Here is a 25,079-nt window from a genome sequence, read left to right as displayed (position 1 = left end):
CCATGTTCAATGACAAGCCTCCGTCTGAGGTCTACTACGTCAGCACCGGCTGTTACCACGGTGCGTATTGGACGCGTGCATCCGTCAAGGGCGCGTTGAAGAACAACACGTCGTGGCAGACCTACGTTCCGGAAGATCACATCGGTCAGCCGCCAAGCTACATCCCCCACCCGAAGCTGAAGATCCTGCGGTCAGAAATCGGCGCAGCCGAGGGCTGGACCAACGTCACCGAGACCTTCGTCAAGGACGGGAAGTGGGCCTGGTGAAGACGCCGAACCTCCCCAAGGAGATCTACTTCATCAAGGGCGGTAGGCGGGATCGGCCGTACGCCCAGCGAGGTCACGTGAAGCTCGCGCTCAACGGCCGGTACTCGCACGAGCGTCAGCGGATCCGGATCTACCAGGCGTTCGGCAACGTCAACGGTGAGATCGTATGGCACGACGTCACCCGCGAGTTCGTCACCGAAACCGGCGAATTCGCATGGTGAAGCTGTATGTCGGCATTGACCAGTCGCGTGGAGGGTTCGGCCTGAGCAAGCTCTACGTGGATGGCGCCCGGAGCTGTGACAGCACGATCGTGAGGAAGTTCGACGCCAAGCAGCTCAAGGTCACTCCCGGCGTGGATGTGCTCAAGGCGATCGAATACTGGCTGACTATCTCGCTGCGCGATGACCGGCTGGGGATCGCCCACGTGGCGATGGAGGGCTACTCCTACGGCTCAAGCAACGGCCGGGAGAAGGCCGGCGAGCTCGGTTACGCGGTCAAGGGCCTGCTTCACGACCTGATCCCCGGCCGAGCGCGGTACCCGACGATCGTTACCCCGAACCAGGTCAAGCTTTTCACCACCGGTTCCGGCTCCGCTGATAAGAAGAAAATGGTTAAGGCCGTCAATGAACGGTGGGGCAGAGCGTTCACCAACGATAACGCCGCCGACGCCTACGCGCTGGCCCGCATTGCGGAGGCCATCGATACGGGAAATACCAACTATCCGTACGAGAAATCCGTACTCCAGGAACTGAAACTACACACCGAGGCGCCACCTGCGGCATAATGGGGGCAGGACACGGACGGATGCGCATCGCTATCCATGAAGTGAAAAGCCTCAGGCGCCCACAAGGCACTGGGGCTTTTCACTTTTACCATCCAAAAAAGCCTCGCTCCTAATCTGGACTTACGTACCCAAAACGTAAATCCAGTAGGAGCTCAATATGAGTGAAAACGCCCCCACCGACACCACCGGCGATGACGTCGTCCTGCGTGTGAAGTCCTCCTCCAACGCGTCGGCCCTGGGCGCGGCAGTCGCACACGCCATCTACGCGGGCAAGAACGTCTCCCTACGGGCGATCGGCGCCGGCGCAGTCAACCAGACCTCAAAGTCTCTGGCCATCGCGCAGGGATTCGTAGGACCCCGTGGCATTACCCTGTCGGCCCGGATCGGATTTACCACCGTGAAGATGCCCGAGGGCGAAGTCACCGCGCTGGTTTTCAAGGTCTTGGTCGCCTGACGGAATTACATTTTTCGTCCAAGAAAAACCTACTCTGATAGAGACCAATGGCGAGCATCGGAAAGGCGGGAAGGATGCCTGGAGGCGACCGACCCACAGCGTTCACCGATTCTGCGCGCCGCAATACTGCGCTGTTCCACAGTCGACAGGTCGGAACTGGATCGGGTGGCTACAGGCCCCATTCGGTGCTCGAACCCATTACTCGAAGCTCTATCGGATATGGCTCCTCGGACTCCTCCCGCATCCTGCCCGGCGGCCAGATGCTGCCGACCCCCAACGGCTCCTCGGCTGAGACCTATGACCGGCGCACCTGGCTGAGCGCGTACTAACGAGCAAGGAGTCCCCCGTGGCAGACAAGACCACGACCAATTTTCCGAAGATGGGCACCGAGGCTGCGACCACCTGGTCCAACGTCTCGTCCAGGGCGTCACAGGGTCTGAGGACCCCGCGCCAGGCCTACTCCATGGTGAACGATTCGCTGGCTGGCTCCCGGCGCAACATCCTGGAGCGGCTCGGCCACAAGGGCGCCGTGCAGGTCCGCTACTCCTACCCCAACAGCCCCGAGTCCGCCGCGACCGGGCGCAACGTGTACCTGCTTCCCCCGTCGACCGGCAACCGCCAGTTCTGGGACAAGCGGCAGTACGGACAGACGGCGCAGTAATGCCTATCCCTCTCATTGCTGCGGCGCTCGGCACGGTGGCGCGCGTCGGCGGTAGCGCGCTGCTGCGTACGGCCGCCACCAGTGCAGCGCGCGGCGCGGCAACGCACATGGCGGAGGGCGCTGTATCCCACCTGGCCAACCATCAGGCTCCGCAGCAGGAGCAGGCCCCCCACCGACAGGGGTACTGATGGCTAACTGGTCCTACCTTCCGCCCGTCGACCAGCCGGGCGCACCGGTCACCGCCGGCGGCGGGGGTGGGGCCGGTACCGGCTTCCGCGACCTGATGGACGCCCGCCGGTCCGGCCGTGTCCCCGGCGTTCCTTCCGCCCAGTATCCGGACGGCTACCTCGGCACGGTCAACTCCCGCCGCGAAGACCGTCTCCTGGACGCCATCAAGACCAAGACCAACGACCGCTCCTACCAGCGCGGCGTGCACAAGGGCGAAAAGACCGAGGCCAGCGACTACTTCTGGACCAAGGAATTCGGCCCGCAGTCCGGTCTGCAGGCCCAAGCGCAGGGCCGACGGTGGACCGCCAAGGGCTCCGACATCGAGCGCCTGGCCCACGGAGGCAAGCACGCGTTCACCTCCCCCGAGGAGCTCGGCCGGCTGGCCGCCAAGTACGGCGTATCGGCCTACGACCCCGCGGCCCGGCGTGAGACCGACCCGAATTTCGCCGCCCAGATGCGCGGCCACCTGCCGACGTGGAAGTAGCACATGTCCAAGACCCCCACCCCCGACGACCGTAACCCGTTGACCGGTCAGCCGCCGAACTCCTACACCAAGTCGACCAACCGCGAGCTTCCCAGACCAACGAACGTCAAGCCCAAGGCGTTCGACGCGAAGGAGGGCGCGAGCCTGCGCAAGCTCCACCGCGAGGCCGTCGCCCCGGGCGGAAGCGCAGACGCACCGCTTGGGTATCGCCGGCCTGAAGGCATGGCCGACGAGCACTTCTCCTGGCTCATGGGCGGCCACCGTATGATGCCGAACACGGCCGCCGCCCGCGGGACCTCGGCGATCAACGTTCCCCACGCTGCGCACCCCGAGGTGACCGTGCAGCGCCGGGCCGAGGACCTGTCCAAGGGCGAGTACGAGCACGGCGCCGCCACCCTCAAGCATTTCGGCCACGACACCCGGGATCCTCTGAAGTCGCTGGACCGCACCCATTCGGTTGCGCTGGACCGGGTGATGGCCGAGCACACCCAGGCCGGCGTCAACGAGTCGTCCAGCCAGTTGTTCTACGGCGGGCGCCCGACCACGCGTATCCCCGGGCACCTGCAAAAGACGCACAACGAGGGCGTCATGGCCGCCTACGGCCGGCTGGAGCAGGCGCACGCATCGGTACTGAACCACCCGCAGTTTCAGGCCGCGACCGCGCACCTTCCGAGTGATCATGCGGCGAGCGTGGCACGTGCGGCGGTCAACCAGTCGGTGGCCGACACCTCGCCGAACTCCAAGTGGCGTCAGGGCAGCCGGTGGCCCAACATCGAGCAGGCCGAGGAGTCCACGGTGGCCGCGGTGGAGGGGCGTGATCCGAAGTTCATTGCCGGCCGAATCCAGAACGTCGACAAGGCCCACGGCCGAGCGAAGGATGCTCTGGCCAGCGCCGACCCGTCCACGCACCATTTCGGCAACCCGAAGGAAGCGGCAAAAACCGTAGCGTTCCGCGGGGCACTGGCCGACAAGGACGCCGCCGACGCCTACAAGGTCAGCGACATCCACGAGGCGTCGGTGATCGCCCCGGGCCTGCCCACGGGTAAGTCGTTGCGCTACACGAGCTCTGACGGTAAGGCGTTCAGCCACTACCCCGACCAGCCCAAGAGCGCGCTCAAGGGGGCCGCGCCGATCGTCAAGGAGGGAAAGACATCGGGCCGCGCGGGGAACCAGGAGACCGGGTTTTCCCGTCCCGAGCAGATGCTGGGTGAGGGAAAGAGCTACGTACACGCCCTCAACGACCGCGCTACCCGTCAGGTGGCCTCGCGCTACGGAATCTCGCGGTCAGTCGACCACGCCGACAACGTGCACACCATCCAGGCCGCGGCCTGGGGGTCACAGCAGATGCGCCGGGCGGACGTACACGTCTCTCACGCCGACCAGTATCCGGTCGTGCGGGACTGGGGTTCGGAGGGGCAACGGTCACTGGCTCCGGAGTGGCAGGCACATTTCGGGGAAAACGCGCGCATGCATATGGGCGAGCAGTTCCGGGAGAACCCCAACACCAAGACCAACGTCAACGCGAGCAAGGCCAAGCCCTACCCGATCATGCCGGGGGAGTAGCCCTTACTCGCCGTAGTAGAAGTCCGCGGTGTCCTCGTCGCCGCCGGCCGCCAGAAATTCTTCGCGGGTCATGTCGGCGGGCTCCAGCGACGTACCAGGGCTGTCGTGCTCCAGGTAGCCGTCGATCAGCTGCTCAACCGCGTGGTCCAGGGAATCGCTCATGCCGAAAATCCTACCTCCGAGGGGTGACGAAACCCATGACTGCAAGTCCCTGGGCGTCCCTGCCCGAGCGGCTGGTCACCGACCGGCTGGCCGAGCTCATGGACGCCAACGCTGAGGCGATGGCGTCCATACGGCCACCGATCCCCAACATCGGGAAAGTAGCTCCCCGATTCGGATATCGAACAGGCGCATTATCCATCGACGATGTTATTTCCGTGAACGAAAGATATCCGGGTCCGAATGCCGACCCACTATCTGCGCGGCCTGGTTACTCGGCCACGGCATTACCAGGATTCAGCGCGGGTTAAATACCCTGGGGTGAGTTGATTTCCCCCAATTTCTCGGAGGTACCTGAATGGGCACGAAGAGGCCGATGAAGGCCACCGACCGGCGGCGCGGTGGAATTGGCGACAACGTGAAGTTCACCGTCCAGGACACCGACGGTGCGGGGCCTCCGCTGGCTGACATTTTCAATGACAGGCGGAAGCCCAACGGTACCGGAAAGCGGATCGCGTAAATGGCTTATGCAACCCCCCGCAGCTGTAAGGACGAGCTGCACGAAGGCATGACCGACGGCGCCATCCGCAAGCCCCGCGTTGACCGCAGCGGCCCGGACGCCTCCCCCTCCAACACCTACCCGGGCCACGTCATGGTCGGGCTGCTTGGAACCAAGGGGAGTCTGGCGTGAGCGAGTACGAGTATGCCCCCGCTGTGTATGTCTCCCCGGTCCCGGTCAACGTCCCTGGTATGGCGCCGGTGCGCGATAGCGACGGCGCGCAGGGCGGCGAGGTGCTCGGGCTGCCAACCTTCGACGAGCTGAGCGGCGGTGTGGCATGAGCTTCACTGCTGAGCAGCTGATCAGGGTAGCCAAGTCCTACGAGGGCTACGCCGAGAAGAACGGCGCGACGAAGTTCGGCCAGTGGTACGGCGACCGCCAGAAGAACAGCGCGTTCGACAAGGCCGCCTGGTGCGACATGTTCGTGGTCTACTGCGCGCACGAGGCCGGCGGCGAGGAAGCCGTCGACATCGTCGGCGAGTACGCATACACCCCCCACCACGCCGCCTGGTTCGCCCGCAACGGCCGCTGGGGCGCCAAGCCCACCCTAGGTGCCATCGGCTTCATCGACTGGTCGGGCACCAAGATCATCTCCGCGATCGACCACGTGGTCATCGTCCTAGGCACTGACGCCCGGGGTCGGGTCGTCACCATCGAGGGCAACACCGCCGACCAGGTGGCCATCCGCTACCGCGACCGCAGCCTGTTCGTCGGCTTCGGCTACCCCAAGTACGCCAAGGCCGGCGCCCCGATCCCGCCGCCGGTGGCCACCAAGCCCGTCGGCCGCCCCGCCGCCGGCGACAGCGCACCGAAGTTCCCGCTGGCCCCCGACGACTGGTTCTCCCAGGCACGTAACAGCGGCAAGACCAAGCCCAACAACGGTGTCCGGCGGCTGCAGGCCCGGCTGAAGGAACGCGGTTGGTCCATCGAGGTCGACGGCCGCTACGGCCCTAAGACGGCGCAGGTGGTCCGGGCCTTCCAGGACGAGCACCGCCTGTCTGTCGACGGCGCCGTGGGCCGGCTCACCTGGGCAGCGCTCTGGAACGCTCCGATTTCCTAATTGACCCCCTGATCTGCAGAAAGACCTGGCGCATGTCTGACGATTCCAAGCTGCGGCTACTGCTGTGCGGCGAGTGCAAGTCCATTGAGGAGCTCCCTTGGTATGAGGGGGACGTCCGGGGTGACCACCTGCTGGACTATCTGGCTTCCCGACACCAGTACCCCGACGGAAACCGCCACCGCGGCGGCGCCCTGTTCGACGTGCCCGAGAAGCACTGGAAAGACCCCAACGCCCGGCAGATGATCATCGAGCAGATCAACGCCCGCACCGGCAAGGGCCTGGGCGACAAGTTTTACGAGGTCAAGGCAACCTTCAAGGAAGACGCCTTCACCTGCTGGAAATCCCGCAACAGAACCAAGAACTGCGGCGACTTCAAGAGCGAGAAGAAGCGCCTGATCCCCGACACCAAGGCCGAGCGAAAAGACCTCGGCCTGTCACCGGTCAAGTCCAACAGGTTCTTGTGCGAGTTCTGCCCGTATTTCTCCATCGCGATGCAGCGCATGCGCGCCGGCCGCGGCGACTACAGCTTCAAGGACTGAGCCGTGGACCACAAGAGGACCAAGAAGACGCTCAAGCGGGAGCTCAAGGCCGCGCGCCAGCAGCTCGAATACGCCCAGCGTGAGGTCGCGCTGGAACGCCGCCGCCGCGCCGATGTCGAGAGCGCCGCTAACGAGATGCGCGACCGCCTGGAGCGGGTGCTGGCCACCCCCGAGGTCAAGGCCGACACCGAGGCCGCTTTCCTGCGAGGCCACAACCAGGCCCGACACCAGTTTTTAGGCTGGCTCCAGTCCGGCATCAACGCGCTGGAAGTCGACCTCACCAAGAACAACGACAAGGAGACCTCCCAGTGAACGGTTCCGGCGCAGCCGCCCTTGGCCAGCCCCCCGCAGCCCCCGCCGGCGACGAGCCCACGCCGGAGAAGACGCCCGGACTGCCGGTCCGTGTCGCGTTCGTCCTTTTCCAGGACTACGACGGCCAGTGGGTCGCCCACAACGACATCAGCCTGATCAGCGACAAGCTCAGCATCGACAAGATCGCCCACCCCGACGAGATGGACGCCGGCTGCGCGGCCGTGCGCTCCGACATTCAGGCCCAGAAGACCGCCATTGAGGTTGAGCGCAGGATGCGCGAGGCCGCCCGCCTCGTTCAGGAACAGGCCGCCAACGCCGCCATCATGAACCGCATCAAGCCGCACGCCTAATAACCCAACTAGAAAAGCCTCCACAGTAACTTGTGGGGGCTTTTCGCATTTAACTTAAAAAGAACACACGAAACTAGAATCGGACCATGGGCTATGAATCCGATGCATTTTATTTAAGGCATGCTGTGAAGGTCACACCGGAAATCATCCCGGAACCAGGCCACAGCGGCTATTTCGCGTCCCCGGATTCGGATCTTGATCCGTCCCTGTTCGCCGGCGAGCACCTGAAGCCGGAAATCCGCGCCCACATCATCGGGGAAATCTCCCGATTCTGGAGCGGACGCTACAACTCCCAGAGCGCCTGGTCGCGTCTGTGGCTGGCCGGCTCCGGGATTTCCTACCAGTGGTCCGGAGACCGCGGAAACGGCGACCTGGACGTCATGGTCGGCATCACCGCGGCCGTGTTCCGCCAGCACAACCCAGGCTACGGCGCCTACACCGACGCCGAGCTGGCCGACCACATCAACGGCGAGCTCAAAACAGCGCTGTGGCCCGCCACGGCGTCGACCACCTTCGCCAGCAAGACCTTCGAGCTGACGTTCTTCTGGAACCCCGCGTGTTCGGCCGACCTCGGCGGGGTGCGCAACATCAACCCCTACGCCGCCTATGACCTCACCGCGGGTGCCTGGACCATCCGACCGCCTCAGCTGCCGGCCAACCCGCGCTCGCTGTACCCGCGCGAGTGGTGGCAGCAGATCGACCGCCAGGCCGACGTCGCCCGCGAAATCCTGGCCCGCTTCAACAACGCACACGCACGCCTGGCCGGCGCCCTCCCTGGATCCCCGGGCGAAACCAACGCGTCCACCGAGCTGCGGTTGGCCGCCGCCCAGGCCGCGGCCCTGTTCGACGACATCCACTTGGGCCGCAAAGCAGCCTTCGGCCCCGGCGGATCCGGCTACGGCGACTACGCCAATTTCCGGTGGCAGGCCTTCAAGGCTAACGGCGTGGGGCCGGCCCTGGCCGAGGCCGCCGCGGTGGCCAGAAGCGCCCACAAGGCCGCTGAGCTCGGCCTGTACGGCCAATCGATCGCCGACCACAAAACGGCCTTACGCGAGGCCCTGAGTTGGACCAGCGCCCGGGGGGTCCGATGAGCACGCTAGCCGTCATCACCCTGGACGGAGTCCTGCGCGACGAGTCCACCGATGGCACCATCCCCGTCGGCCGCGCCCTCTACCACGGGCTGTCCGAGATCTACCGGCTGGCCGTCATCGCTGACTCGCCCCTGGACGACATGTGGCTGGGCATCAACGGCTACACCAAGCACCAGGTGCTGGTCGAGCGGCGGCCAGAAGACCCCAGCGACAACGCCATTCGACGGCTGCGCCAGATCGAACGGCTGCGCGGCATGGGCGCCACCGTGGACCTGCTGGTCGACCCAGACCCCGGCGTCGTCGCCGTCATCTCCCACATGGGTGTCGCCTGCCTCCACTACGTGGACGCCCCGTTCTCCCGGCCGGAATTTCGGCCCGACTACGACAAGCACGTCACCCCCTGGGACCAGATGGTTTCCGAGCTCGACCGCACCCGAGCCCTTCGGGCAGCGCACCGCCCCCTGGAGAATCCATGATCGACTTCAACGCCCTCCACAACATCAACCACGAGCAGCGCCTACGGGTCTCCCAGGGCATCGGGCAGCTGAAGAACCCCTACGCCGAGCGCCGCGCCGCCTACATCGACCGCAAGCGCGTCACCGCCAAGCCCGGCGCCAAGCCCGGCCGAACCCCCGAGGCCTCGCCCAAGCCGAAGAACGGCCCGCCGGCCGCGCCCGGAGACATCGACTCCCACACCCTGCCGGCCAGGTCGACGGCGGACCTGTCGAAGTACGACAGGCCGCAGCCCGCCCCGGCGCCGCACCTTGGAGCCCAGTTCACCAGCGCCCCCCGTAACGTCCGCCCTGACCAGCTCGTAGCCCGCGGCCCCGCAGCCTCTCCCGCAGCTCCCAGTAGGCCGGCCGCGCGCCCTGACAAGCTGGTGGCCTCTTCCTCCCACCGCGTTGGCAACGACGGCAACTCGTTCGTATCCGCGCGCCCCAGCGCATCGGCCCCGACGCCTAACCGCAGCTGGCAGGAGATCGCCGACCAGGGCCAGGCTCGCCTCCAGCAGACGATCAGCAACGCCCGACAGAGCATTCACGGGACTCCGCAGTCGCTGCAGGGCACCGCGGCCGGCGCGCACCTCAGCGGCTCCTACGACCGCCTGGCAGCCGCCCGTCAGCAGGCCATGGCGCAGATCAGCCGCCCGGCCGACTTCACCCAGAGGTCCACCACCCCCGCGTCCAAGGCCGGCCGCAACCCGTACGCGCCGACGCCCACCACCGCGGCACCCGCCGCGCGCAAGGCCGGCCCGAACCCCTACGGCGCCCCGGAATCGGCGACGCGCCGAAACCCGCTGGCGGCACACCCCGCATCGCGCGAAGCCGTTGGTATGCACGGACCGCTGACCGGACCGCAGTTCACCCCGACCCTGCGCGGCTCGGCGACACCGAAACCCCGGCCCGTCGCGACGCCTGCCGCCGCTGCGCCGCCCACCGTCGTCCGCGGGTCCGTGCTGCGTAATCCGTACGCCGCGCCGACCAGCTCGCCGGCCCCCACCTCTTCGCCCGCGGCTCCGAGCACCCTGGCCGCCATCGAGGCGCCCGCGGCGAAGCCTTCACTGACCGCCTCGGCCCCGGCGCCGGCCGCCGCGCCGGCTGCTAAGCCCGCACGCAAGCGGCGCACCAAGAAGCCGGCCGCCGCCGCCGCGACTGCAGCTGCCCCGGCGCAGCAGCCGACGCAGCTCGCCGACCTTTCCGACCGTTCCTCCATCGACCAGTGGAAGTCCGTCCGGAAGATCCCTGTGTCCAAGGACACCGCGGCGGCCGTGCGCAAGGTCTCGGAGAAGTTCGCCAATCACCCGGATCTCATCAGCGCCGAGTACAACGGCACGGACGTACACGGCCGGGAAACGGTCAAGTGGAACCTCTCCAGGCCCGCCACTGCTGACGACGAGATGCGCGTCCTCGGACAGACCTTGCATGGTCCCGTACTGCCCCCCAGGGACAAGGACTCCGAGGTGTGGCGGAACCTCCGCGGGCGTGGCCGCAAGTGGGGCGACGACGGCAAGAATGTCGACACCCTTACTGACACGGAGCTGAAGAAGCACCGGGCCTACATCAACAAGATCAAGCCGGGCAACGACCCGGACAGCATGAAGCGGCTTTTCTAGTGCTGACCCTCTACTTCGGTGGGTCGGAGATCCCAGGCTGGCGCAAGCTCCTCGCCGAGCAGGACGTGACCGACGTTGGCTTGTCCTTCGTCGGTCTGTCCCGCCGGACGAAATTCGCCCGGCCATGGCTCATCAGCGACAAATACCCAGACGGACAACGCGTCTTCCTGGACTCCGGCGCCTACACCGTCAACAGCAAACCGGATTCCTACAGCCGCGAGGACATCGAGACCCTGTCGGACCGCTATCAGGCTTTCGTCCTGGCGAACCTGGACAGGGTCGAGATGGTCTCCGAGTTGGACGCCCGCGCCATGGGACCGGACTGGATCGAGCGCCAGCGATCGGACTTCTACGGCGACCTGGGGGAGAAATTCCTCCCGATCTGGGACGCAGCCGCCGGCCTGCCCGAGCTGGAGCGCCTGGCGGACTCTTACGGCCGCGTCGGGGTGCCGCAGACGTCGATCTCCGGCCGAGACATCGCCGGCGTCCTCAACCGGATCGCCCGCCGCGGGGTTCGTCTGCACGGCATCGCAATGACCAAGCCGGACCTCATGGAGTCGATCGCCTGGGACTCGGTCGCATCCACCAGCTGGCTGTCGCCGGCCCAGTACGGCGACTCCCAGATCTGGACCGGCCACACGTTGAAGCGCTACCCCAAGGCCTACAAGGCGCAGGGCCGCAAGCGTCACCGCGCGCACCTGGACCGTGAGGGATTCGACACGGACCTGTTCGAGGGCGACGACTCCACCGAGGTCCTGAAGGTCGCCGTCTGGTCGTGGCGCCAGCTGGTCGGACATCTCAACTCGCGAAAGAAAACACTTACTATGTCGCCTGAACCGGTCACGGACGTAAATGGGGAAACCACCCCTGCCGTAGTTGGGATGGACACCCCAGAAGCTCGGACCAAAACCACAACTGCGGTCGCCCGCGACGAGAGCGAACGCGAGCTCCTCCCGGGCCTCTCGCTCCGCCAGGTTTCACGCTCTGAGCTGGGAGAAAACGGCGAGCAGATCAGCCGCACCGACAACCTGCCGAGCATCGCCGGCACGTCCCTACGCCAGTGCAATAGTTGCTATATCGCCTCCCACTGCAAGGCATTTCGCCCTGACGCCGGCTGCGCCTATGAGGTGCCCATCACGTTGCGGACGCGCGAGCAGATCGACGCCGCCGACGACGCAATCCGAGCCATCAGATTCCAGCGAATCGCGTTCATGCACATGGTCGAGCAGATGGAAGGCGGATACGCCGACCCGAACCTGACTAAGGAGCTGGACGGATGGGACCGCAGCATCGCCAAGCACCGCGAGTCGGAATCGGAAACGCTGTCCATCTCGGTCAAGGCCTCGTCCCGAGCTCAGGCCCAGTCCGGAATGATCGCCAGACTGTTCGGCAAAGACGCGTCGGAATCGGCTCGGGCACTGGCGGCCCCGGTGCAGTCGGACCACGTCTTCGCTGACGCCGGCATTGTTGAGGCCGAGGTGATCGGAGACTGACCGGACCGTCCGGCAGCCTGCTACCGTTGATGCCGCGGTGGTACGGAATTCCCTTCGGTGCCGCCCGTGGTGGATAAACGCGAAGGCCCCCCAGCGCAAGCCGGGGGGCCTTCGTCATGACCGGATCAGGTGTAGGCAGAGTTCGCCGCTTCCGCAGCGCTGCGGACCGCTTCGCGCGGGTCGTCGAACAGCCGGACGTCTTCATCCTGGTATTCCGGGTTGCGCACCTGCACCGTGTACTTGCCGTTGGGGCCGAACTCCAGCAGCCTGGTCGTCATCTCGTTCGTCTCGGCATCGTAGTAAGGCACGGTCCGCGACTCGGTCTCGAACCGCAGAGTCACCCAGACCAGTGGCAACGCGTCGTACACAGGGATCCGGTAGGTGTCGTACCGCTTGCTGAACTCCGACTTGATCGGCGAGTGCCTGACCGCCCAGACCAGCGCAGCGAACCCGCGCAGATCGCCTACCTCCTCGGCAAACAGCCTGTCGTCGGCCTCGTTGTGCTTGCGAACCTCGGCCACGATCTCGGCCAGGTCACCAGTCACGCTGGTCGTCACCGTGGGCATGAACCACGAAACCGGCCGAACGTCGAACACACGCTCTGTCGGCTGGTGCTGGATGATGTGCGCAAACCTGACGCGATCCTCTCCAGCCAAGCGGACCACGTCCCAGCTAACCGGGTCGCCGGAACGGAGATGTCCCCAGGCGACGAGCTCATACGTCACGCCGTCGAGCTCGACCGTCTGCCGGCCAGGTCCCGACATACCCTCGGGGATCAGTTCAGTGATCAACATCGCAAACTCCTCGCGCGGTGCGAACGGAATCGGCCGAGCGGCCGTGGCCGGGAACGGATCAGATTACTCCGCGCCGCTCCCCACCATGGCTACTCGGAGACGAGACCGCGCTGCAGGTTGCGGAGAATCAGAACGATCTCAGCCGCGGTTTCCGTCTGGCCGCCCGTGTCCCACTCCTTGACGAGCATCTCCAGGTTGCGCACGGTGTCCAGGATGCCGCGCAGCTTGTCCAGGTCCTCCAGCTTGACCTTCGCGTGAGTGATGATGTCGTCGTCGTAGGGGCTCAGCTCGCGCAGCTTGACCCCGTAGACGGACAGGCTGTTGCGCGTGTCGTTGTAGTGCTGGCGGCTGGCGGCGGCCTTCGCCTCGTGCTCTGAGAGGGCGGCCCGGCTGCGCTCGTCGCGTGCGGCGGTCTCGGCCTTCAGCACGTCATACAGGCCCGTGATTAGCTGCGTACGGGCCACGACATCGAGCCACAGACCGTCCCCGAGGTCAGCCGTGGTGGCGTGCTCGAAGTCCTCCATGGAGACCTCGGCGGCGCGCTTGCGGTTCTCCGGCGTGTCGACGATCAGCCGCACCACGGGGTAGCCGGACAGGGCGACGCCGTAGCGGGACCGCGGCCGAACATCGCTCGTCTGGCGGAAAACACCGCCGACGGGGGAGTTAGCGCGCGAGCACTGCTCGTAGATGGAGCTCGTCGACACGAACATGATCGGTTCAGCGTGTCCACCAGTGCGCTGGTGTGCGTAGACGGAGCCAAGTACGATCTCGGAGCGCTTCATGATCGGATTCCCTTCGGTGGTGCGTAGCGGAGCTGGCCGAGCGGCCTTGCCCGCCGGCGGGTCGGACCAAATCGGCCCGCCGGCGAACAGGACCACTGGGACAACTAGGCGTTCAGAGCCTGGACCTTCTCCCAGACCCCAAACGCGTATCCCGCGCCGTACCTATGCGCTTCGATCGACGCCATCTCGAAGGATCCGGCGCCCTGGTCAATCTTGGTGTGCAGATCAACCGCGAGTTCGGCCAGCGCGGCGAGCCGCTCCAAGTCGTCCATGTAGGCCCTTCCTGACATGGTCCCGCCAACGCGCTCGGGGAAGACGGTGACGCCCATCGCGTTGAGCCGCCCGCGAATGCCGTTGAACCGTTCAGCCACTTCCGCGGCCTTCTTCTCGGACTGCTCGCGGGCAAGCCTCGCCCGCTCCTCCTCGGCCTCCTTGGCGGCCATAACCTCCGTGTACGGGCCGAGGATCTTGGCCAGGGTCGTCACGATCACGAATTCCAGACCGTCAGCCGGCTCGGAATTCGTGGCGGCCAGAAAGTCGTCAAGGGTCAGCTTGGCCGCGGCCTCGCGCAGCTCGGGGGTGTCGCTCGCCAGCTTCACCGCGGCGAATCCCGAGGCCTGCGCGTAGTTCCAGCGGGTCGGCCGCTTGTCGCGGGAGGTCTCGAAGCACGCTCGAACGGTGCGGTCCCAGCTCCGGTCAACGTTGACCACCAGCTGGTCGAGATTGATCACGCGTACCAGGTCGGTGCTGTAGCGATTGTTCAGGGCGTAGAACTCGCCAGGCTTGATGCCGGACTTCTTCACGGGGGTTCCCTTCAGTGCGAACAGACTCGGCCGAGTGGCCTTGCCCGCAGGCGGACCGGACCAAATCGGCCCGCCTACGGTGAGGGTTACTCGGACTGCTGGGCGTTCAAGGTGTTGACGCGGTTCCAGAGGTCGAATGCCAGCTCAGATTCGCGGCCCTCAAGGGGGATCTGCTGGTCCGCGCACGACTGGATCTCGCGGTGGACCCGGAGCGCGATTTCGGCCAGGGTGACGAGCTTCTCCAGGTCCTTCACGCGGATGGCTCCGGCCGTGATCAGCCACGGGCCGTCGGCCGTCTTGCCGCGCAAGGCGTCGACCATGATGTCCATGGCGTTCACCCGCTGGCGGATGCCGTCGAACTTCTCCCAGTCCGCGCGGGTCTGGGCCAGCGCCGCACGCTGCTCGGCCTCGGAAATCTGCTGGTCTACGGTGGTCTGTTCCATGATCGGTTCCTCTCGTATTTTCAGGGTGGTTATGCCTGAGCCAGCGCCGCGAGCTGATCCCATTCGGCGCGGTCGGCAAGGATGAGCGTTTCCAACTCGCCGTTCTCCAGGTACGGAAGATGGGGAAGCAGGAGAGACCGGCGGGAAAGGTCGCGCATGAGAACGCTTGCGGCCCATTCCTCTCCGCGTTCGCAAAGAATCCGCTTGGACTTGGCGACTGCGTCAGGGTCAACGAAGCGGCTGCGCTGTGACTCGGCGAATCCCTGCGCGGCGAGGCTTGCCAACTGATCAGGGGTGAGACAGGTACGCATAACAGCTCCCTTCAGGCGTCAGGGTCGGACCAGAAGTCCAGCAATGCGGGGCTGAGCTCGTAGGAGCAGGTCTTCCCGTCCGTGGCGTTCTGGTGTGCTCTGGGGTAGCCGTCGTCCTTGAGGTTGAAAAAGCAGGCGGGGCACAGGATGGGGAGCGTGGGAAATTCACCGTCGGTCATGTCGTCCCCTCAGGCGGTACGGCGGTAGGTGGAGCGGGTGACCTGGGCGCGCGGCTCGTAGGGGCAGCCGTCGTTGATGTAGTCCTCCCAGCCCGCGATGTGGTTGGACGTGGCGCGAATGCGGGTCCGCAGGATTCCGCGGGTGAAGCCGTCGGCCGCCTCCGTCAGCTCGGTCTCAAGGCCCTGAAGGTCGGCCAGCCGGTCGGCGCGCAGGGTGAGTGCCATCTGAAGGCGCACCCGGTAGTCGGTGCTGGCGAGAAGGTTGCGGGCCATGTGGTGGCTCCTTGTCGGTTGTTCTTGGTGGATGTGAATACCGTAGCACCGACAAGGAATGCAGCGCAATACATTCCTCAAAAAAGACTGTGAGCAGCAAAAAGCCCCCGATCCCATAGGGGGAACGGGGGCCTAAAGGGCGCCGGTCAGGTCGAGATCATCGCCCCGTCCGCAAACGCCTCCTCACGCTCCAGGAACTCCGCCCAGGGCATGACCTCCACCCGTCGGATACTCAGGTCTCTGACCCCCTGGGCGCGCTGGAGAGCCCTTCGAGCGCTCGACAGGGCCGCCTCGGCGTCCCAGCCCTCATGGGTCGCGATCATCAGCCGAGCCGACATCAGGCCGTTCTCCAGGATGCCCAGAGCGGGGAGCGTGTCCGGCCGGTGCTCGTTCAGGTAGTCCAGCATGGTGTCTATCTCGCGCTCGCTGGGGACGTTTCCCCAGTCGACCTGGACCGACCATTGCTTCTCGGCCATCGCGTCACCTCGTCGTCGTTATTGCACGGGGAAGCCCCGCCCTCAGTATTGAGGACGGGGCGGGGGATGTCACTTTTAGCGGTTCTTCCACACGAACCCAGCCCTGCGCAGGTAGGGAAGTGTGTTGTCCAGGTTCCGACCTGATGAAGACGACGACGGGAGCGTAGTGATCAGCCGGCGCCGTTCACCGCCGTCGGGGTTGGTCGTCACCTTGTAGACCTTGGGGTGTCGGACGCCTTTGGTGACCACCTCGAACCCTTGGTCTGTAAGGGCCTTGGTGAGCTCGGTCATGTCGTGCTTGCTCATGGGGCGGGGGTTCCCTTCGGTACTGCTGTGGTGTGTGCTCAGTATGGCAGCGTGAGGAATGAAACACAATATATTCCTTAAAAGCACCTTTGAACAGCGAAAAGCCCCGCATCCTAATTGGGATACGGGGCGCAATCCGCCAAACACAGTTGGGATGCGAGGCACAATCCGCCAACGGACCAAAATCGGCCCGACCATGATCAGAGATGATCGGACTTCACCCGGACACCTCGGCGAACTGGTCGGCGAACTCCGGCCAGATTCGGATCGCGGTTTCGCGACCCCACGCGAAGCACATTTCGATCATGTCCTCGTCGGTGTTGTCGCGCCAGAGCCACGACGCGTGATGTCCATATTCGTGGAGCTGCTCGCGGATGTACTTCTCCGCCGACGTCTTCGACAGGGGTTTCGTGACGTCGAGCTCGTCGAAGGGGCCGGCGTCGTTGTTTTCGTGAGCGTACTTCGCGAGGATGTTGACCAAGTCGTACAGCCCGTAGCGGTGCTCGATGTACACCCGGCCGAAGATCTCACCAGTGTTCCGGTACTTGCGCCACGAGATCGCCATGTCAGCCGTTCCCGTTGTTGCACAGGCGCATCAAGGCCCGGTTATCGGCCTTGCGCTGCTCCTGCTGCTGTTCGAGGTCGTCGGCAATCGCGGTCAGCTCGGCAATGTACTGGCGCAGCTCGGACAGCGGCAGCCGCACGCCGATCTCCGCGCGCATGTCCGGCGCCCAGATTCCAGAGGTCCGGGATTCGGCGAAGAGGGTTGCGGAGTCGCCCTCGTTGTTGGCCCTCATCGAGTTAGTCATAGCGCCGTCGGATCCCCAGGAGGGGACGGCCGTACGCTGCTCGTAGATCTTAGTGAAAGCGCCGTTCGCGACGTGGACCAGGTCTTTCTTGGACATGTCCCTGATGGTCATATCGGATCCCCTTCGGTGGTGCATGGTGGACTCGTCCAGGCGGACATCTCACCTACCGGACCGGATCGCCGGCCCGGTAGGTGAGGACCCGTCAGGCGGAGTGCTTGGCGATCAGCTCAACCAGCTCGGTGAGGAATTCGGGACTCTCGACGTTCAGAGAGACCACCGCGGATCGACCAGACCACAGGTCAATCTGTCCCTTGGAGCCGCGCCACGTGATGCGCTGGTTGGTGCCGTTGTCGTCGCTGTTCCTGGCGTAGCCGTCAGGCAGCATGGCGGCGATTGCCTGGGCCATGTTCTTCGTTTCGGCTCGCCGGCTGCGCGCCGCGTCGATCTGCTCGCGCGCCTGGCGCATGGCCTGGACGTATTCGGGAAGCAGGCGCCGGGTGATGTCGCCGGCGAGTGACTTACCGGTCCGGTGAGCGCTCAGGGTGAGATCGGGGGAGGTAACCGTACGGTCGTTGACCCTGTCGCCATAGGGCAAGTCGGTCAGGAACGTGACCTTGCCCTTCCGGTGCATCGCGCTGTCCTGGTGGAGCACGAGGCGGAACGCTCCGTTTACAAGACTGATCTTGCTGTGGCCGTCAAAGGGCACGGGGTACAGCTCGACCGTGAAGTCTTTCAGGTGCTCGGCGATGTCGTGGGCGAGCTGCAGCATGGCCGCCTGATCCTGGTACCAACTCATGTCGGATTCCCTTCGGTGGTGCGTGGTGGTGGCGTGGGTGGATCCACGCGAGGACCGGCGAGCAGCTGCCCGCTTGTCCCCGGACAGACCCACTAGGCCGACCGCATCACAGCCCAGGTAGCAAGGTCGTTTCCCTGAATGACCCAGCGGCCGGTCACTTCGTACACCCACCCCTTGCCGTCGACCCAATGCCCTTCGGACAGGAACGACATGGGCACGAATCCGTCCGCCTTGACTTCGTCCAGGTTCTCGACGGTGCCGTTCCAGGCGTAGACCGTCCCCCTGTTCTGGTAGATCCGCGGCTCAGGGGAGAGACGTACGCGCATCCCGTATGTCAAGACGACGTCCCCGGCCTGCAGTTCGGGCGTGGAAAGCGTCAGCGGCTTGTTCACGATCGGATTCCCTTCAGTGGTGCGTGGTGGATCGTCCAGGCGGACGCCCCGCCCGGCCGCGCCGGATCGCCGGCGCGGTGAGCGGAGGACCCGTCAGGCAGATCAGCAGGAGACGCCGTCTCGCTTGCACTCGGCGAAATAGGCGATTGGGGCGCCCCCGTGTTCGTCTCCGTCGCGCAGCCGAACCACGTTGCCGTTAGCGAAAACCTGGCGGCAGTACTCCGCGGTGATCCCCTGTGCGTGGTGGGGGGCGAGCAGGAGAAATTCGGCGCGGGCGTGGTCCAGCTTCTCGAAGGTACGGCCGCCGAGCTTGCCGCCCCCGGACTCGCCGGGCCTGATGACGTGGTAGTGGATCATGATTCGATTCCCTTCGGTGGTGCTGCGTGGCGCTGCCGTTTCCGGCGTGGCATCAGCTAACCACAGCTGGGGAATGTATTGCAACTCATTCCTCAAAAAAGGCTGTGACCTGGCCTTATGTGAGAGATCTAGAGAGTTTTAAGGAATGACTTGCGGTGTATTCCTCAACTGTGGTTAGCTGTGCACACCACCAAGAACAACGCACCGCAGGGAGCACCACATGCGCCGCATGATCATTACGGGAACGATCGTTCACGCCGTCGCCGCGGAGGTTGAGGCGCTCACGGAGGGAGGAATCGGCAACGTCATTCAGGGGGCCGACCTGCGCACCGGTCGGGGTAGCCGCTGGCTGATCCCGGGTAGCTGGCAGGTCGTTTTCACCGGCGCCCGCGCCACCCGCCAGACCTGCGCTTACCTCCTCGGTATGTACGAGCAGCTTGGCATGCGGGAGGAGGCCGAGATGAACCCGCTTGTCGTGGACGCTTACCGCATTCTCGGCTGGTACGGCATGCTGCACGGCTCCAAGCACTTCGAGAACGGCATGGCCGAGGCCGAGAGCTACAGCCGCAACTACGGCCGCACTTCGGCCGCCGCCTGATCACCCCCCACACCAAGCGCTCGGAGCCTCATATGCGAATCAAGAACGCCCCTGTCACGGACATTTCCCCGGCCGACCAGCTGCGCGAGCACATCACCAAGGCGGCGCGCAGCCTCACCTACAACGCGTGTGGCGCGTACCGGCAGGCCGCCAAGTACCACCACCCGGATTTCACCCAGGGCGGCGACGCAATGCTGTGGGTGCTCTACAACGGCGAGGCGCACGCCTTCCGCGTCGGCCTTGCCGCACTGCTCGGCCTGGGGGAGTCGTCGCCAACCGTGGGTTACGACAGGGCTGACGAGATGCTCGCCAAGTGCAAGACGGTCACCTGCGACCACTGATCACCCCACCAGAGAGCCCCAACACCATGCATGGCGTTGGGGCTCTCTGCTGCTCAGAGGCATTTTTAAGGAATGTGTTGCACTAGATTCCTTGGACGTGCTACGGTCTTCACATCCACCAAGAACAACCACAAGGGAGCACGAAAATGGCGAACACTCTCGACAACGTCCGCGGCCTCTCCGCCCTGATGATCACCAGCCTCCGGAATCTCGCAGTCGCCGGCGGCAGCGTGGCCGCCTTCCTGGACGACATGCGCAGGGCTGGCGTTAACGCCAACTCGGTGCAGGCTCTCAAGCGGCGCGGTCTGGTCGAGAAGAACACCCCGACCGACCGCAGCAACTGGGCCTATGTGATCACCGACCTTGGGCGGGCGGCCCTCGCTGAGATCGACGGCCAGCAGCCCGAGCCGGTCAAGCCTGAGCCCAAGCCCGAGCCCGTCAAGGCCGCCGCCGCACCGGCCAAGAAGTCCACCACCGCGAAGAACGGCAAGAAGAAGACCGGCAAGAAGAAGTCCGGTCGGTTCAGTCTCACCCCGGAGGAGCGCGCCAAGCGCATGCAGGAAGCCCACGAGGCACTGACGGCCGCGGTAGAGACCCTGACCACCGCGGAGGGTTGGGCCGAGATGCTCCGATTCCGGGCGTCCCTGCGTAAGTACAGCCTGAACAACACGCTTTTTCTGCGGACCCAGATGCCCGAAGCAACCGACGTCCGCCCGCTTTCGGAGTGGAACAAGCTTGGACGAACGGTGATCAAGGGAAGCAAGTCTCTCAAGGTCTGGGCGCCCCGCACCAAGAAGGCCGACACCATGACCGTTACGGAGACCGACGCCGCGACCGGTCAGGAAACCGAGATCACCCTTATCTCCGGGTTCGACTCCACGCGGTTCTTCCTGGTCCCGGTGTTCGACATCTCCCAGACCGAGGGGGAGCCAGTGCCGACGGCCGCCGCGCCGATTCCCCAGGATCTGACCGGCGATGCTCCGGCGTGGCTGTGGGATGCGCTGGCCGCGCAGGTTGAGGCCCGCGGGTACACCTTGGAGCGTGGCGACGCCGGGAGCGCTGAGGCTTTCGTGAACTTCGCCGAACGGCGCGTTGTGGTCAAGGGCCACCAGGTCGACGCGCAGGCCGTGACGTCCCTCACGCATGAGCTGGCGCACATCATGTGCGAGCACAACACGCGAGGCATGAGCCGGGAGGCCCAGGAGGTTGAGGCCGAGTCGGTGTCGTTCGTGGTCGCCACTGTCGCGGGCATCGAATCGGCTCAGTACGCGGTCCCCTACGTGGCCGGCTGGGGGAAGGACGTCAAGGCCGTGAAGGACAGCGCCGCCCGCGTCCTTCAGGTCTCTAACGAGATCCTGTCGGCCCTCGGATTCGACGCCAAGAGCCCCACCGACCAGGACGCCGCCGCGCTGGCCGCATGACATCGGATCCGCCCCCGGGCGCGATGTCCGGGGGCGGATCGGACCACCACCACCACACACCACCGAAGGGAAATCGGATCATGAGCATGACCAAAGACGAGATGAACGAGCTTTTCGGCGATGACATCGACGTAATCACCCGGGCGGACCTGATCGCAGATGAGTTGCTCCGAGAAGTCCCGGCCGACCTGTTGGAGAACGCCGGGATTGTGATCCCGCTGGCCATGACGGCGGCCGTGTGGGCCGACTGCGTGGAGTGGACCGACGCCGACAACAACCGCAAGGGGACCGTACAGGACCAGGCCGGGCGCCTGTGGGACGTGGTCTGGATGACCCGCCTTGCCATCAACGCCGTCCGTCGTCGTGGTGGCAAGGCCCCGGTGGAGCTCTACCGGGTGCCGCGCGGTGGCCGCGGGAGGATGGCCCGCCGCGTCTCCCTGGTGGTCCACCTCGGCCCCGGGGACAAGGGGGAACCCGTTCTCACCCTCATGCAGCCCGGTGAGGACTGAGGCCCCCACAGCCCCACACAGAAACCCCCAACGCCTCATGTGGTGTTGGGGGTTTCTGCTGTTCAGGCTCATGTTGAGGAATATGTTTACGTATATTCCTCATCTGTGCTAGGCTCCACGTAATCCACCAAGAACGACCGCAAGGAGCCCCAAATGATCCGCACCGACGACCACCGACCGAGCGTCATCGACGCCACCGCCTACCACTTCATGGACGCGGTGGACTGCTGGGACGAAGAGCGTAAGGACTACTCCCACGAGTTCATCAAGTGGGAGCGTGAGACCTACCGGCCCAACGCCGAGACCAGCCGCGCGGCCACGAAGTGCGACATCTGCGGCTCGCGTATGCGCTACATCGCGGTTTTCCTCTACGCCCCTACCGGCAAGTGGATCACCATCGGCCAGGACTGCGCCGAGAAAATGGAGATCGCGGCCGAGGCCGCCGGGAAGATCCGTTTCCTTCAGGTCCAGTCGACCAACCGCCGCGAGCAGCTGCGCATAGAGGCCGAGCGGGCCGAGAAGCGGGCCGCGTTCCTGGCCCAGGGGGAGGAGAACGCGCGCCTGCTGGCCTTCCTGGACGAGTGGCAGGAATTCGACCGCATGTGCTCTCTGTGCAAGACCGAGGAGGAGCACGCGGAGCGCAACGCCGAAGCGCTGGAAGACGCCGAATTCGCCGCGGCCAACCACAACGCCGACGTTGACCCGCGACAGATCCCCGTCTCCACGTGCACGGGCTACTACCGCTTGGACTACGTGCGGGAAAACGGCCTCCCCGCGCGGGGGAGCCAGCGACAGCACCGCCTTTACCGCGTGCTGTCTGACTGGGCGGGCCGCTTCACTGACGACATGGTGCGCGCCTTCAACCGGTACGGCTACCTGACCCCTAAGCAGTCGGCCACCCTGGCGAAGATCGTCGACCAGGCCGACGAGCGCGCGGCCAAGCGCGCCCGTGAGCAGTCCGAGGCCTCCCCGGTCCCGGTGACTGACAAGCGCATCAAGATCGCGGGAACGGTTCTCAAGGCCGAATGGCGAGACAATAACTATGGGTACGGGCGCGGCGGTTCGGTGAAGATCACCGTCAAGGACGACCGCGGCTTTATGGTCTGGGGAACGTGCCCGTCCGCCCTCAGTGTCGACAAGGGCGACCGGCTGGAGTTCACGGCGGCCGTGGAAGTCTCCGAAGACGATCCGTGTTTTGGGTACTTCAAGCGCCCGACCAAGGCCGCGATGCTCCCGGCCGCCGACGTCGACCAGGCCGCGCCCGAGGCGCCCGCCGAGACCGCCCCGGCCGTCGAGTCCGAGCCCGAGACCGCGCCCGCCGACGTCGACCAGGCCGCGCCCGAGGCGCCCGCCGTCGAAGCGCCCGCCGCCCCGCCGGTGCCCGCCCAGCGACGCGCGCCGCGCCCGGCCGTACTGGTGGCCATCGCCCCGCGGCCCGACGTCGCCTCCATGACCACTGAAGCCCTTGAGGAAGAGTCGGGGGTCTTGGATTGCGAGGGCGACCGGTTCGCCCCGTCGGTCGCCGCCCGCCTCGCGCAGGTCCGCGCAGAGATCGACGTGCGTTGGGCGGCCGAGCTGGCCGAGATGATCGCCGCGACGTTGGCCAGCCTGCCTGACGCGGAGCTCTGGGAGCGCTTGGAGGCTGCGCCCGACGACTCTGCGCTCTGGGCCGAGGCCGAGCGCCGCACGCTGACCACTTCCTGACCGCCCTGCCAGCGAACCCCTGCAACGCGCATGGGGTGGGGGTTCGCTGCTGCTCACAGCCCTATCTGAGGAATGTGTTTACGTAGATTCCTTAGACGTGTTAGGCTCCACGTAGTCCACCAAGAACAACCGCAAGGGAGCACGAAAATGCGAACCATCGCCCGCAACTCCAAGAGGGTCGACGAGATCAAGGCCGCTTGCACCGTCGTGACGGGCTTCGTGTCTGGCTGCGACGAGAACGGCCGCCGTCTCGGCCAGCCCGTTACTTGGCAGGAACCGGTTTGGGAGATGCTCAAGCAGATCAAGGCCGCGCGTCTGATTGAGCATGTGGAGGGTAAGGCGTACACGATCGAGCTCAACGACAAGGCCGCTACTGTGATTGCCGTAACCGCCCCGGCCACCGTCGCCGCGGGAATGGATGGCATCACCTACACCAACGACGAGGGCACCACCGACAGCGCCGACGTGTGGAGTGTCCGGGTTGTGCTGGACGAACTCGGAGCCCCGGCCACGCTCGCCGACATCTACTGTGACGGCCTGGAGACCACGGTTTCCGCCGACGCTCTGAGCCCTGAGCCTTACGTGCGGGTGCCGTCGGCCGAGTACCTGGCTGAGCAGGCCGAGACTGAGCGCACGACTGAGGATGAGCGCCCCGAGGATGACGCGCGCCACAACTGGCTCACTGAATCCGCCGACAGCTTCACCCTGACCGCCGAGAACGGCCAGACCGAGACCGTTCGCGCGCTGTGTGCCTACCCTGACGGCAGCATCACCGTATTTGGTGCTGGCCGGGCCGAGACGGTGTCCGCGTGGCAGCTGGCCCCCGAGCTGTTCGCCGCCGAACGGTTCACCCTCACCGACGAAAACGGCGAAACCAAGCGTGTTCGCGTGATGTATGTGCACGGCGTCTATGCCGAGGTCAACGTGTCCACCCTGGAGGGCAAGATGCTGACGACGGTCTCAGCCTTCGACCTGTCGCGCGAAGTCGTGAAGACGACCAGGGGGCCGGAGACGCTCGGGGTTCCCGTGCCCAACACGCGCGTACTCGTGTACGCGCCCTTCAACACGATCACGGGCACCGTAAAGGCCGTGTCCTGGGGCAAGGGACGCGCCCGTGATGGCGTCGTGGCCGTGGTCGAGCGATCCACTTACGACCCCTCGCACGGCGTCACGCCGTTCGTTGTGGCGGTCTTCTGGCCGTCGGTGCCGGTCGACCCCGCCGGAGAAACGTACGTCACTCGCGACGTGCGCAGCTACCACGCCGATTGGAAGTCTGCCGCCCACGCCATGAGCGATGTTCAGGCCGAAGTCTTCCCGTGGGGTGACAAGGTGACCGAGCGGGAATCGGCGCCCGTCAAGGTGACCGGTCCCAACGTCCCCTCTGCTCAGACGTTCACTCTTGAGGGCAGCCGCTTTGCGCGCCGTGTCCTGTCCGTCGACCCGGTCACGCAGACGGCGATGGTCGAGGCGTTTTACGAGTACGCGGAGCCCTTCCAGGCGTCGGTGTGGCGTCTCAGCCCCACCGGTACCGCCCCCGCGCATGTCTGACCCCCTGCTGGCCGACAGCGCCCTCTGAGGCCCTTACAGGGCCGCCAGCAAACCCCCGTACCGCGCATGGTGCGGGGGTTTTCTGCTGCCCAGAGGCCAATTTGAGGAATATGTTGCTGTA

General features: G+C 65.5%; 38 protein-coding genes. 23 read left to right on the top strand and 15 right to left on the bottom strand.

Features of this window, described 5'->3' with window-relative positions:
- The first annotated feature begins 2 nt into the window (after positions 1–2).
- The 7 genes from J2S55_RS47875 to J2S55_RS47845 all read left to right on the top strand — a co-directional run bounded on the left by J2S55_RS47875 (position 3) and on the right by J2S55_RS47845 (position 4,440).
- Positions 3–266, top strand: coding sequence for a hypothetical protein (locus J2S55_RS47875; protein ID WP_306876328.1), 264 nt, complete (start codon positions 3–5; stop codon positions 264–266).
- A complete protein-coding gene (locus J2S55_RS47870; RefSeq protein ID WP_306876326.1) occupies positions 254–487 on the top strand; it encodes a hypothetical protein in 234 nt (77 codons plus the stop codon). Before J2S55_RS47875 ends, J2S55_RS47870 begins: the two co-directional genes overlap by 13 nt.
- On the top strand, positions 481–1,050 hold the full coding sequence (locus J2S55_RS47865) for a hypothetical protein (protein ID WP_306876325.1): 570 nt from the start codon (positions 481–483) through the stop codon (positions 1,048–1,050). The genes J2S55_RS47870 and J2S55_RS47865 overlap by 7 nt, the downstream gene beginning before the upstream one ends.
- Before the next feature lie 157 nt (positions 1,051–1,207).
- Positions 1,208–1,504 carry a stage V sporulation protein S gene (locus J2S55_RS47860; protein WP_306876323.1) on the top strand — a complete coding sequence of 99 codons (297 nt, stop codon included), beginning with the start codon at positions 1,208–1,210 and terminating at the stop codon, positions 1,502–1,504.
- Between the two features lie 346 nt (positions 1,505–1,850).
- Positions 1,851–2,165, top strand: coding sequence for a hypothetical protein (locus J2S55_RS47855; RefSeq protein ID WP_306876321.1), 315 nt, complete (start codon positions 1,851–1,853; stop codon positions 2,163–2,165).
- Positions 2,166–2,352: 187 nt separating this feature from the next.
- Positions 2,353–2,877 (top strand): hypothetical protein, encoded by a 525-nt coding sequence (locus J2S55_RS47850; RefSeq protein ID WP_306876320.1) that lies wholly within the window; start codon positions 2,353–2,355, stop codon positions 2,875–2,877.
- Positions 2,878–2,880: 3 nt separating this feature from the next.
- Positions 2,881–4,440 (top strand): hypothetical protein, encoded by a 1,560-nt coding sequence (locus tag J2S55_RS47845; protein WP_306876319.1) that lies wholly within the window; start codon positions 2,881–2,883, stop codon positions 4,438–4,440.
- Positions 4,441–4,443: 3 nt separating this feature from the next.
- Here the strand turns inward: J2S55_RS47845 and J2S55_RS47840 are convergent, their stop codons facing one another.
- A complete protein-coding gene (locus tag J2S55_RS47840) occupies positions 4,444–4,602 on the bottom strand; it encodes a hypothetical protein (protein WP_306876318.1) in 159 nt (52 codons plus the stop codon).
- A 517-nt stretch (positions 4,603–5,119) separates the two neighbouring features.
- On the opposite strand from J2S55_RS47840, the gene J2S55_RS47835 reads away from it, so the two are divergent.
- The 10 genes from J2S55_RS47835 (at position 5,120) to J2S55_RS47790 (ending at position 12,116) form a co-directional block, all read left to right on the top strand.
- Positions 5,120–5,290 (top strand): hypothetical protein, encoded by a 171-nt coding sequence (locus J2S55_RS47835; protein ID WP_306876316.1) that lies wholly within the window; start codon positions 5,120–5,122, stop codon positions 5,288–5,290.
- The gene (locus tag J2S55_RS47830; protein ID WP_306876314.1) at positions 5,287–5,439 is read left to right on the top strand and encodes a hypothetical protein; all 153 of its coding nucleotides are present in this window, start codon (positions 5,287–5,289) and stop codon (positions 5,437–5,439) included. The genes J2S55_RS47835 and J2S55_RS47830 overlap by 4 nt, the downstream gene beginning before the upstream one ends.
- The gene (locus J2S55_RS47825) at positions 5,436–6,218 is read left to right on the top strand and encodes a C40 family peptidase (protein WP_306876313.1); all 783 of its coding nucleotides are present in this window, start codon (positions 5,436–5,438) and stop codon (positions 6,216–6,218) included. The genes J2S55_RS47830 and J2S55_RS47825 overlap by 4 nt, the downstream gene beginning before the upstream one ends.
- Positions 6,219–6,250: 32 nt before the next feature.
- Complete coding sequence (locus tag J2S55_RS47820; protein WP_306876312.1) at positions 6,251–6,757, top strand: hypothetical protein; 507 nt, start codon at positions 6,251–6,253, stop codon at positions 6,755–6,757.
- Positions 6,758–6,760: 3 nt separating this feature from the next.
- Entirely contained in the window at positions 6,761–7,069 is a 309-nt protein-coding gene (locus J2S55_RS47815) for a hypothetical protein (protein WP_306876310.1), read from the top strand.
- Positions 7,066–7,419, top strand: a complete 354-nt coding sequence (locus J2S55_RS47810) for a hypothetical protein (protein WP_306876308.1) — start codon at positions 7,066–7,068, stop codon at positions 7,417–7,419. Before J2S55_RS47815 ends, J2S55_RS47810 begins: the two co-directional genes overlap by 4 nt.
- Before the next feature lie 86 nt (positions 7,420–7,505).
- The gene (locus J2S55_RS47805) at positions 7,506–8,510 is read left to right on the top strand and encodes a hypothetical protein (RefSeq protein WP_306876306.1); all 1,005 of its coding nucleotides are present in this window, start codon (positions 7,506–7,508) and stop codon (positions 8,508–8,510) included.
- Positions 8,507–8,986, top strand: coding sequence for a hypothetical protein (locus tag J2S55_RS47800; RefSeq protein ID WP_306876304.1), 480 nt, complete (start codon positions 8,507–8,509; stop codon positions 8,984–8,986). The genes J2S55_RS47805 and J2S55_RS47800 overlap by 4 nt, the downstream gene beginning before the upstream one ends.
- Positions 8,983–10,623, top strand: coding sequence for a hypothetical protein (locus J2S55_RS47795; protein ID WP_306876302.1), 1,641 nt, complete (start codon positions 8,983–8,985; stop codon positions 10,621–10,623). Before J2S55_RS47800 ends, J2S55_RS47795 begins: the two co-directional genes overlap by 4 nt.
- Complete coding sequence (locus tag J2S55_RS47790) at positions 10,623–12,116, top strand: hypothetical protein (RefSeq protein WP_306876300.1); 1,494 nt, start codon at positions 10,623–10,625, stop codon at positions 12,114–12,116. The genes J2S55_RS47795 and J2S55_RS47790 overlap by 1 nt, the downstream gene beginning before the upstream one ends.
- A gap of 125 nt (positions 12,117–12,241) precedes the next feature.
- On the opposite strand, the gene J2S55_RS47785 is transcribed toward J2S55_RS47790, so the two are convergent.
- From J2S55_RS47785 to J2S55_RS47720, 14 genes are all read right to left on the bottom strand, one after another.
- Entirely contained in the window at positions 12,242–12,910 is a 669-nt protein-coding gene (locus tag J2S55_RS47785; protein ID WP_306876298.1) for a hypothetical protein, read from the bottom strand.
- Between the two features lie 89 nt (positions 12,911–12,999).
- Complete coding sequence (locus J2S55_RS47780) at positions 13,000–13,620, bottom strand: hypothetical protein (protein WP_306876297.1); 621 nt, start codon at positions 13,618–13,620, stop codon at positions 13,000–13,002.
- A gap of 176 nt (positions 13,621–13,796) precedes the next feature.
- Positions 13,797–14,495: a hypothetical protein gene (locus J2S55_RS47775; protein WP_306876296.1), complete on the bottom strand. Its 699-nt coding sequence runs from the start codon at positions 14,493–14,495 to the stop codon at positions 13,797–13,799.
- A gap of 86 nt (positions 14,496–14,581) precedes the next feature.
- On the bottom strand, positions 14,582–14,938 hold the full coding sequence (locus J2S55_RS47770) for a hypothetical protein (RefSeq protein ID WP_306876294.1): 357 nt from the start codon (positions 14,936–14,938) through the stop codon (positions 14,582–14,584).
- Between the two features lie 29 nt (positions 14,939–14,967).
- On the bottom strand, positions 14,968–15,249 hold the full coding sequence (locus tag J2S55_RS47765) for a hypothetical protein (protein WP_306876293.1): 282 nt from the start codon (positions 15,247–15,249) through the stop codon (positions 14,968–14,970).
- 11 nt (positions 15,250–15,260) lie between these two features.
- Positions 15,261–15,428 carry a hypothetical protein gene (locus J2S55_RS47760; RefSeq protein WP_306876291.1) on the bottom strand — a complete coding sequence of 56 codons (168 nt, stop codon included), beginning with the start codon at positions 15,426–15,428 and terminating at the stop codon, positions 15,261–15,263.
- A gap of 9 nt (positions 15,429–15,437) precedes the next feature.
- A complete protein-coding gene (locus J2S55_RS47755; RefSeq protein WP_306876290.1) occupies positions 15,438–15,701 on the bottom strand; it encodes a hypothetical protein in 264 nt (87 codons plus the stop codon).
- Positions 15,702–15,847: 146 nt separating this feature from the next.
- On the bottom strand, positions 15,848–16,177 hold the full coding sequence (locus tag J2S55_RS47750) for a hypothetical protein (protein WP_306876288.1): 330 nt from the start codon (positions 16,175–16,177) through the stop codon (positions 15,848–15,850).
- A gap of 75 nt (positions 16,178–16,252) precedes the next feature.
- Positions 16,253–16,483, bottom strand: coding sequence for a hypothetical protein (locus tag J2S55_RS47745; RefSeq protein ID WP_306876286.1), 231 nt, complete (start codon positions 16,481–16,483; stop codon positions 16,253–16,255).
- A 217-nt stretch (positions 16,484–16,700) separates the two neighbouring features.
- On the bottom strand, positions 16,701–17,048 hold the full coding sequence (locus J2S55_RS47740) for a hypothetical protein (protein ID WP_306876284.1): 348 nt from the start codon (positions 17,046–17,048) through the stop codon (positions 16,701–16,703).
- Between the two features lies 1 nt (position 17,049).
- Positions 17,050–17,388, bottom strand: coding sequence for a hypothetical protein (locus tag J2S55_RS47735; RefSeq protein WP_306876283.1), 339 nt, complete (start codon positions 17,386–17,388; stop codon positions 17,050–17,052).
- A gap of 106 nt (positions 17,389–17,494) precedes the next feature.
- Entirely contained in the window at positions 17,495–18,088 is a 594-nt protein-coding gene (locus J2S55_RS47730; protein WP_306876281.1) for a hypothetical protein, read from the bottom strand.
- 92 nt (positions 18,089–18,180) lie between these two features.
- The gene (locus tag J2S55_RS47725; RefSeq protein WP_306876279.1) at positions 18,181–18,480 is read right to left on the bottom strand and encodes a hypothetical protein; all 300 of its coding nucleotides are present in this window, start codon (positions 18,478–18,480) and stop codon (positions 18,181–18,183) included.
- A gap of 102 nt (positions 18,481–18,582) precedes the next feature.
- Entirely contained in the window at positions 18,583–18,837 is a 255-nt protein-coding gene (locus tag J2S55_RS47720; RefSeq protein ID WP_306876277.1) for a hypothetical protein, read from the bottom strand.
- Between the two features lie 220 nt (positions 18,838–19,057).
- Between J2S55_RS47720 and J2S55_RS47715 the strand changes: the two genes are divergently transcribed.
- The 6 genes from J2S55_RS47715 (at position 19,058) to J2S55_RS47690 (ending at position 24,958) form a co-directional block, all read left to right on the top strand.
- Positions 19,058–19,435, top strand: a complete 378-nt coding sequence (locus tag J2S55_RS47715; protein WP_306876275.1) for a hypothetical protein — start codon at positions 19,058–19,060, stop codon at positions 19,433–19,435.
- 32 nt (positions 19,436–19,467) lie between these two features.
- Positions 19,468–19,776: a hypothetical protein gene (locus J2S55_RS47710; protein WP_306876273.1), complete on the top strand. Its 309-nt coding sequence runs from the start codon at positions 19,468–19,470 to the stop codon at positions 19,774–19,776.
- Positions 19,777–19,922: 146 nt separating this feature from the next.
- On the top strand, positions 19,923–21,197 hold the full coding sequence (locus J2S55_RS47705) for an ArdC family protein (protein WP_306876271.1): 1,275 nt from the start codon (positions 19,923–19,925) through the stop codon (positions 21,195–21,197).
- Between the two features lie 80 nt (positions 21,198–21,277).
- Entirely contained in the window at positions 21,278–21,706 is a 429-nt protein-coding gene (locus tag J2S55_RS47700; protein WP_306876270.1) for a DUF6573 family protein, read from the top strand.
- Between the two features lie 153 nt (positions 21,707–21,859).
- A complete protein-coding gene (locus tag J2S55_RS47695; protein ID WP_306876268.1) occupies positions 21,860–23,410 on the top strand; it encodes a hypothetical protein in 1,551 nt (516 codons plus the stop codon).
- Between the two features lie 147 nt (positions 23,411–23,557).
- Entirely contained in the window at positions 23,558–24,958 is a 1,401-nt protein-coding gene (locus tag J2S55_RS47690; RefSeq protein ID WP_306876266.1) for a hypothetical protein, read from the top strand.
- The last annotated feature ends 121 nt before the right edge of the window (positions 24,959–25,079 follow it).

The organism is Streptosporangium brasiliense (genome assembly GCF_030811595.1).
Taxonomy (GTDB): domain Bacteria; phylum Actinomycetota; class Actinomycetes; order Streptosporangiales; family Streptosporangiaceae; genus Streptosporangium; species Streptosporangium brasiliense.
The sequence above is the reverse complement of the archived record's forward strand: the minus strand, read 5'-3'. Positions and strand labels throughout refer to the sequence as shown.